Consider the following 8,389-nt stretch of genomic DNA (forward strand, 5'->3'; position numbering starts at 1 on the left):
CACTTAATCAAACTATTAATAAACTTCTGCAAACAAGCTGAATTTACAAACTAAATCCTGCCGATTGTGTTACTAGCCCTAAATGGACTAACAAGCACCGAATAAGCTAGGCGGCGACGGAGTGGCGGAGTCTGGCGTCAGCCGCCAAATTATTCTTAGCGGTTTACCGCTTAGAATAAGACCTGTATTTGAGATTGTCGTGAAACGATAAGCTCAAATCAGTGTCGGCCGCGTTCCACGCCAAAGGGATCCAGAACGCAGTCGCCGCCAGCACAATTCTGTTTTAAACCAATTCACCTTTAATCAGTCTTATTCAACTTCATACAGTTTTTCGTCAACAGCAAGCAGTGGTGATAATTCGCCGACTGCTAAAATTGTCAAGCTGTGCATCGCTCGGGAAGCAATTGTGTAAACCAGCTGCCGCTCGTCCTCGTCGTGATAGTTGGCGGCTGAAGCATCCCACATGATCACTGCGTCAAATTCCAGCCCCTTAGCCAGGTAAGCGGGCACAATTAACGTCCCGGCTGCCAAGCGTTGGTTTTCGGAGCGAATTAACGTGGCCGAATAATCTTGAGACTTCAAGTAAGCCGCAATCGCTTCACTTTCGCGCTTAGTTTTGGCAATGATGGCGGTGGTGAAGTTGCGCTGGTCATTAGCCTGCAATTGCCGCAATAATAAACCATCTAAATCCGCTGATTTTGGCCGCACTGCCACATTGGGCAACTTGCCGGGCCGCTCGAAAGTATCGATGGTTTGACCGTTACGCAACAACGCCCGCGTATATTCGGTGATTGGTTTCGTCGACCGATATGAACGAGTCAATTGTACAACTTCTGTTTTGTCCGCCGCAAACAATTTTTGCACTTGATTTAACAAACTATGACTACTGCTACCCGTGAAAATGGCCTGATTCAAATCGCCCAACATCGTGTAACGCGCCTTAGGGAACGATTCCTGTAAATAAGCCAACTGAAATGGCGTATAATCCTGAATTTCGTCAATGAAAACGAACCGAATCTTGCGGTCAGGTCGGCGACCACAAACCAAATCGATTAAATAGAGATAAGGACTCACGTCAGCTAAATTCAGCTGCTTATCCTTAAAGTCAGCCTGAACTTGAGCTACGTCAGCCAACCACTCTTCATTAGTAACGCCGTAATCAGCTAAATTAATGAGCAACGGAATTTGGCGTAAGAAATGCAAATATTGGGCCCGACTATTCACGAAGCGGAAACGGCGAATACCTTTGTTGACCTGCTGCAATTCTTTTGTGACAATTTTACGGGCCAAATATTTAAACTCAGCATCACTGGACTCAAATTCCTGATCAACTTGGCTATATAGTGACTGCAATTGCTCGTCAGTCAAACTTTCAACTGTGCGAGCCACCCATTTTTTACGGGTTTCGGGCTCAATTTTACGATTTAATAACTGAACTAATTTCTCTTGGGTCGCGTCCATGCGATTGGCCAAATGATAGTTTTCATTGAAGCTATAGTAAATTTCGGCAATTTTATCTTTAGCGAAATAAGGCTTGCCGCGGAATTTCAAATCTCGGAAAATCATGCCACTTTTTTCCAATAACTTGGCATAACGCTGAACTGCCTTGAAAAATGGCAAGCCAGTCTTAATTTGATTGATTTTCTTGGCCAAATCAGTTTGAACCACATCAAATTGCGCCGCCGGATTAAAAATCTCCAACTGTGGTAAACGGCGGCCAACAAACTGGCGGTAAGTCATTTGGACCATGTTTTGCTCGCCTAATTCTGGCAAGACATTTTCAATATAATCATTAAATAACTGGTTCGGCGAAAACATGATGACTTGGCTCGAATTCAATTTACCGCGATAACGATACAGTAAGAACGCCACCCGTTGTAAGATAGCCGAAGTTTTCCCAGAACCAGCTGCACCTTGAACGAACAATAAATCGGCGCTGGTATTTCGAATAATTTTATTTTGTTCCTGTTGAATCGTGGTGACAATCGCCCGCATTTGGGTGCTGGACTTCTCGCCTAAAACTTCCAATAGCATTTGATCACCAATGGTTTCGGTGGTGTCAAACATTGATTGGATTTCTTGATCTTTAATTAAAAATTGCCGTTTGAGCAGCACATTTACATTTTGCTCGCCATCTGGCGTTTGATAAGTAACGTCACCTAATTTACCATCGTAATAAATCGAGGAAATTGGTGCCCGCCAGTCATAAATCAGAAAATGATCTTTTTGGTCAGTAAAGGAACTCAAGCCAATATAAATTGTCTCGCGCTTCGGCTCGCCGTGCTCATGAAAATCAAGCCGCGCAAAATAAGGCGTCTTAGCCAGACGCTGCAAAACTTGCAACTGTTTGGTTGACTGTTGCCGACTATTGTCACGCTCAGCCAACATTTGCTGCTGCTGACGAATCGACAAAGCCGTTTCCAGATTAGTGGTATCACTACCGTAACTCAAATGCACTTCTTCATTGAACTGTTTATTCAAGGAAGACGCATCTGTTTGTGCCTGATCAATTGACCGCTGAGCTTTTTCCTCAGCAACCGTAATTTCGTCTTGGACATGATCAAGATACTGTTGCTCGGCCGCCTGCGTTTGGCGCACAAATTTTTCTTTTTCTGCCATGATTCCCCACAACCTTTACTAGCAAAATAAACCGATTAATCAAAAAAGCATTGAATAAGTTTATCACAAATAACTAATCCGGTCTAGTTAAACAACTTAGAGTGTGAGGGCTGGTGGTTTTTTGGCGTAGCGTAACTTCAAATAATACTTTGAGCTGGTGAAACCAGATCGAAGTATTATTTAAGTTATGCCTAGCCCTTTACCAGCCCGAACACGTTTCAGCACTACGAAAAATAAAACCCAGGAATGGATATAAGGCAGAATAGCGTCTGACTCCATTCCGGGCTTGCTGGTTGTGAAACGCGGCCGGCATTGATTTGAGCTTATTGCTAACGCAACAATCTCAAATACAAGCCTTGTTCTAAGTGGCACAGCCACTAAGAACAAGGTGGCGGCTGACAACCACACCCTCCATTCCGTCTGGAGTTGAGGTGGTTCACTTCAGCTTTGTTAGTGCTTGAGGCAAGTATAGTGGGACTAATCAACTTGATTTGAATTGTGGCCACAACTGAACAGTAATACCAAAAAAAGCCTGTTGGGCAGTTTCTGGTTTTATCCAGAAATCTTGTCAAACAGGCCTATTAGTATACTTCAATTTGTTTCTCAAAACAGTGGTGATCAATTCCGTTAGTTTCATCAGGTAGTTGCTGGACGATTGGTGTCTAACTTTGCTAATGCTGCCTTGATATCTATTTAAAGCTAAAGTGGGCGGCTTGGCTCAAAACGCAGTGGAGGCCGCCTGGTTGTCAGCTGCCAAATTATTCTTAGCGATTTATCGCTTAGAAGAAGACTCGTATTTAAGATTTTGTGTAACAAAAGTTCAAATCGACGTCGACAGCGTTCCACTACCCAACCGCCGTAACGGAGTTGTCCGCCATTCTGCTCAAAACCAGTTTAGATTCAAATCAACCGCCCAGTTGGGGACTATTAACGAACTACTGCCGCTTTTTGTACCAATTAATCGCATAGGGAATCCAAAAGACAATTAAATAACCAATAGCTAAACCCAGCATGGTATACAGAAAGATTTTGTGTAAATAAAAACCGACAATGAAACCGATCATTGTTGTTAAACCAGTAATAATTGATTTTGTGGCCATGTTGCCGCCTCCCCGCGCCGAACTTATCATAGCGCCATTTTAACATGCAAGTTTAGAAAAAGCGATGTCCTAGCCACCAGCCCAGCGCACAAAGCAGCAGTCCTAAACCATAAGTCAACAAAAAGTAACGTACAAACTGGCGGAATTTCCGAGTCACGATTTGACCGCCAAACTCACTGTTCAACGTTGAAAAAGTGGTCCAGCCTCCACAAACCCCGACGCCCAGAAAAGCATACCATTGCGCCGTAATCGTTGCGGCGCCTAAAATTCCCAATAAAAAGGCACCACTTAAATTAATCAATAAAGTGGCCTGATAGCCTGTTTGGGGATGAAATTTTTTATAGAAATTCGTAAACTGATAGCGTCCTAATGCTCCGATGCTGGCGCCGATACCAACCAATAACCAAGCCGCCATTATTTCACCAGCTCCCGATCAGCCAAACGTTGACTCAAGGTAATGCCCAGCCACGCTAAAATTAGCCCGCCGAAAATTGAACTGATTAAATAAATAATTGCCGTGTTAAATTGTTGCTGGTTCAGCAATTTAATTACATCTAGGCAAAAGCTTGAGAAGGTGGTAAAGGCACCAAAGAAGCCAGTCCCAATTCCTAAAATTGCCCACCGTCGTTGACGCCAGATTTTCGGCCCGTAGAAGTCATTCCAAACTGGCAGCAAAAAAGCGCCCAGTAAATTAATACTTAAGGTCGCCCAAGGCGTGGGTAACCACTGACTAATCGCTAAACGCGTCACCCCGCCGATGAAGGCACAAATCATGATTGCCAAATTAGTCAAAATGTTACCTCCTCCAAAAAAACATAGTTTCATTATGACTTTTTGAAAACATCTTGTCTAGCCAACTTAGCCGCGATTTTAACCAGCACAATGATGGCAAGTCACCATCAACAGTCACTTTTTTAGCAAACAAATCGTCATTGGCCAACGCATTTTTTGACCCACATCTGTGGAACCACTACAATATAGAAGTGGAACTTAATTAATGAGGAGGAATTTAGATGTATACAGCAGCAAGCGATCGTTATGATAAATTACCTTTCCGCCGCGTCGGTGATACCGGGTTACAATTACCACTAATTACTTTAGGACTCTGGCGTCATTACGGCAGCGCTGATCCCCTTGAAGACCGTGAAAAAGTGATTCTAAAAGCCTTCGACAATGGTATTTTCAGTTTTGATATTGCCAATAATTATGGCCGGCCCGAAGTTGGCTCCGCCGAGAAACTATTCGGTGAAATTTACCAACACAATTTGAAACCTTATCGTGATGAATTAGTTGTCACGACTAAGGCCGGTTTTGACATGGGTCCTAGTCCTTATCAAAAATTCAATTCTCGCAAAAATCTCTTACAAAGCATTGACCACAGTCTGGAACGTTTGCAAATGGATTACGTCGACATTTTCTACAGTCATCGTCCTGATCCGGAAACCAATCCTGAAGAAACGGCGCTCGCTTTGAAACAAATTGTTGATAGCGGCAAGGCACTTTACATTGGCATTAGCAATTATGACGCTGAGCAAAGCCAAACTATGATTCAATTGTTGACTGATTTAAAGGTACCTTTTGTCGTCAACCAATTCTCCTACAACATGTTGCGGCCTGATGCGTACACTAGCGGCTTAATGGACGTTTTAAAGCAAAACAACCGCAGCTTAGTTGCTTATGGCCCACTGGCTGAAGGCTTGCTGACTGACCGTTATCTCGGCGGCATCCCCGATGACTTCCCAATTCACTGGTCCAATCAAGAATTATTTGCGAACGGCAAAGATGCCGTCGTCGCGAAACTGAATAAGTTAAACGAGATTGCCAAAAACCGTGACCAAACCTTGGCCCAAATGGCATTAGCTTGGTTATTGAAAGATAAATCAGTGGCCAGTGTGATCATTGGCACCACTAGTGAGGAAAACCTGCTCGCCAATATTCACGCCGCTGACCATCTCGACTTCACGCCTGATGAAGAACGTGAGATTAAACGGATTTTGAAGTAGTTTCGACTCATAGCTAAAAAATACATTCAAAAACCACTAAAGCCCTAGTGAAGTTGTTGCAACAGAACTGGTTCTGACTCCATTACGGGCTTGCTGGTTGTGGAACGCGGCCGGTATCGATTTGAATCAATTGAAGACCACAATTGTTTCAAATACGAGCCTTTGTCTAATTGCTAAAGCAATAAGACAAATTTGGCCGCTGACAACCACGCCCTCCATTCCGTCTGGAGTTGAGGTAGTGTACTTTACTTTTGCCAGTTATCAACGCAATAACAGCGGGACAGAACAATTAGCATTCAATCGTTGTCATATTTAAATAGCAAACAAAAACAGCCTGATTAATAATTTCTTGTTTATCGAGAGAAATTGTTAATCAGGCTTTGTTACTGCTGGACTTTGTTTGCTAACATAATAGTTTTCGATTCTGTTAGTTTACTCAAGGGGTGGTTGAACGGATTGATAACTATACTTGCTGAAACTGACTTGATATCTATCAAATCTAAACTGAACGAATCTAGCTCAAAACGTAGTGGAGGCCGCCGGGTTGTCAGTCGCCAAATTCTTCTTGCCGCTTTAGCGGTTAGAAGAAGGCTTGTATTTGAGATTATTGCGCAGCAATAAGCTCAAATCAACGCCGGCAACGTTCCACAACCCGCCGGCCGCAATGGAGTTGTCCACCATTCTGCCCAAAACTAGTTTAGGTTAAAATCGACGACCAAATATATCCTGCGCCGGATTTTCCAGCAACCACCACTCTAATTGGGGAAGTCTTATCACAATTTCAAATCAGCACGATCAACTAGACCAAAGTCAATTGATTTGCGATTTTCGGCCCGCAAAACTAACAACTAATGATACAATGACAATGTACAGTAAATTAAAGAAACTAGGTGGCGTAGATGAAACAAGGCACAACTATTTTAACATTAGACAACGGCTATCATTTATGGACCAATACGCAAGGCCAAGGCGATATTCACTTACTTTGCTTGCATGGTGGCCCTGGTGGCACACATGAATACTGGGAAAACTTTGGCGATAAATTAGCCGATTTAGGCGTCCAAGTTCATATGTACGACCAATTAGGCTCATTTTATTCTGATCAACCTGATTATTCTGATCCTGAAATTGCCAAGAAATATTTAACAACCGATTATTTCTTAGATGAAGTTGAAGAAGTTCGCCAAAAATTAGGCATTGATCATTTCTACTTAATTGGTCAATCTTGGGGTGGCGCCTTAACCATGCTTTATGCTCTGAAATATGGCCAACACTTGAAGGGTGCCATTATTTCTAGCATGATCGACAACATTGATGAATATGTTGTTCATATTAATAAAGTTCGTGAAGAAGCTTTGCCAGTTGAAGCAGTTGCCTTTATGAAACGTTGCGAAGCTGATGGCGACTGGGCTAACCCTCAGTACCAAAAGTATGTTGACGTTTTGAATGCTGGTTATGTTGACCGCCGTCAACCGACTGCCATTCGCCATTTAATTTCTACAATGGCAACACCTGTTTATAATGCTTTCCAAGGTGATAACGAATTCGTGGTTACTGGTAAATTGAAAGACTTCGATTTACGCAAACAAATTCAAAATATTACCGTGCCAACTTTATTAACCTTTGGCCAACACGAAACTATGCCACTGTCATCGGCATTACGGATGTCTGAACAAATTCCTAATGCGCGTCTGGAAACTACCCCAAATGGTGGTCATCATCATATGATGGATAATCCTGATGTTTACTTTGCCCATTTGGAACGATTCATCAAAGATGTTGAAAGCGGCCACTTTGAACCCTAAGGAATGTAACTGATGAAAACAATTACTGTTTATTTAGTGCGTCACGGTCAAACTTTTTTCAATAAATATAATCGTATGCAAGGCTGGTCCGATTCACCACTAACTGAGGCTGGGATTCAAGGTGCTGAAGATGCCGCTGAACGTTTGCGCCATCTGACTTTCACCCACGCTTATTCTTCTGATACCACTCGGGCCATGAGAACTTGCGAGATTATTCTAGGCAAAAACATGAATACCACGGTCCCTTATCACCCGACCCCATTATTCCGCGAGGTTTTCTACGGTTATTTTGAAGGTGCTGACTCCGCTCAAACTTGGTATCAAGTCGGTGCGCCCCATGGTGCCCCAACTTTTAGCAAAATTGTTGCGCAATACGGGATTGATGCTTCAAAACAGTTCATGCATGACATTGATCCATTTCACGATGCCGAAACAGCACCCCAATATTGGACTCGCATTGGCAAAGGTTTCAAAATGCTGCGTGAGGAAAATATTAATGGTGATAACGTGCTGCTAGTCAGTCATGGGACCACGATTCGGAGTATTGTTGAGAAATTCGGTCAAGGCAAATTTGACACCACCGTTGCCCCACGCAATGCCAGTGTCACCAAATTGCAGTTAACTGCCGAAGGTATCACGGTGCTTTACTACAATCGCTTGGACAAGATTGACTAACAGGCAAAACCGCTAAAACCTGATTAAAGTGGTAAAACAGAGCCGGTCTTGACTGCATTGCGGGCTGCTTGGCGTGGAACGCGGCCGGCATTGATTTGAGCTTATTGCTGCGCAACAATCTCAAATACAAGCCTTGTTCTAAGTGGCCCAGCCACTAAGAACAATTTGGCGGCTGACGCCAAGATCC

General features: G+C 43.2%; 8 protein-coding genes. 3 read left to right on the top strand and 5 right to left on the bottom strand.

Annotated features, from left to right (window positions below):
* Nucleotides 1-309: 309 nt before the first annotated feature.
* The 5 genes from helD to EKM82_RS10625 all read right to left on the bottom strand — a co-directional run bounded on the left by helD (nt 310) and on the right by EKM82_RS10625 (nt 4,511).
* A complete protein-coding gene (gene helD / locus EKM82_RS10615; RefSeq protein ID WP_125769195.1) occupies nt 310-2,619 on the bottom strand; it encodes an RNA polymerase recycling motor HelD in 2,310 nt (769 codons plus the stop codon).
* Between the two features lie 180 nt (nt 2,620-2,799).
* A complete protein-coding gene (locus tag EKM82_RS11700) occupies nt 2,800-3,021 on the bottom strand; it encodes a hypothetical protein (RefSeq protein ID WP_164508257.1) in 222 nt (73 codons plus the stop codon).
* A 533-nt stretch (nt 3,022-3,554) separates the two neighbouring features.
* On the bottom strand, nt 3,555-3,719 hold the full coding sequence (locus EKM82_RS11705) for a hypothetical protein (protein WP_164508258.1): 165 nt from the start codon (nt 3,717-3,719) through the stop codon (nt 3,555-3,557).
* Between the two features lie 52 nt (nt 3,720-3,771).
* Nucleotides 3,772-4,134 (bottom strand): CrcB family protein, encoded by a 363-nt coding sequence (locus EKM82_RS10620; RefSeq protein WP_125769198.1) that lies wholly within the window; start codon nt 4,132-4,134, stop codon nt 3,772-3,774.
* Complete coding sequence (locus EKM82_RS10625) at nt 4,134-4,511, bottom strand: fluoride efflux transporter FluC (RefSeq protein WP_164508259.1); 378 nt, start codon at nt 4,509-4,511, stop codon at nt 4,134-4,136. Before EKM82_RS10625 ends, EKM82_RS10620 begins: the two co-directional genes overlap by 1 nt.
* Before the next feature lie 221 nt (nt 4,512-4,732).
* On the opposite strand from EKM82_RS10625, the gene EKM82_RS10630 reads away from it, so the two are divergent.
* The 3 genes from EKM82_RS10630 (at nt 4,733) to EKM82_RS10640 (ending at nt 8,202) form a co-directional block, all read left to right on the top strand.
* Nucleotides 4,733-5,722 (top strand): aldo/keto reductase, encoded by a 990-nt coding sequence (locus EKM82_RS10630; RefSeq protein WP_125769204.1) that lies wholly within the window; start codon nt 4,733-4,735, stop codon nt 5,720-5,722.
* Between the two features lie 899 nt (nt 5,723-6,621).
* The gene (locus EKM82_RS10635; protein ID WP_125769207.1) at nt 6,622-7,527 is read left to right on the top strand and encodes a proline-specific peptidase family protein; all 906 of its coding nucleotides are present in this window, start codon (nt 6,622-6,624) and stop codon (nt 7,525-7,527) included.
* A gap of 12 nt (nt 7,528-7,539) precedes the next feature.
* Entirely contained in the window at nt 7,540-8,202 is a 663-nt protein-coding gene (locus EKM82_RS10640) for a histidine phosphatase family protein (protein ID WP_125769210.1), read from the top strand.
* Nucleotides 8,203-8,389: the final 187 nt, after the last annotated feature.

Source organism: Lapidilactobacillus wuchangensis (assembly GCF_003946645.1).
Taxonomy (GTDB): domain Bacteria; phylum Bacillota; class Bacilli; order Lactobacillales; family Lactobacillaceae; genus Lapidilactobacillus; species Lapidilactobacillus wuchangensis.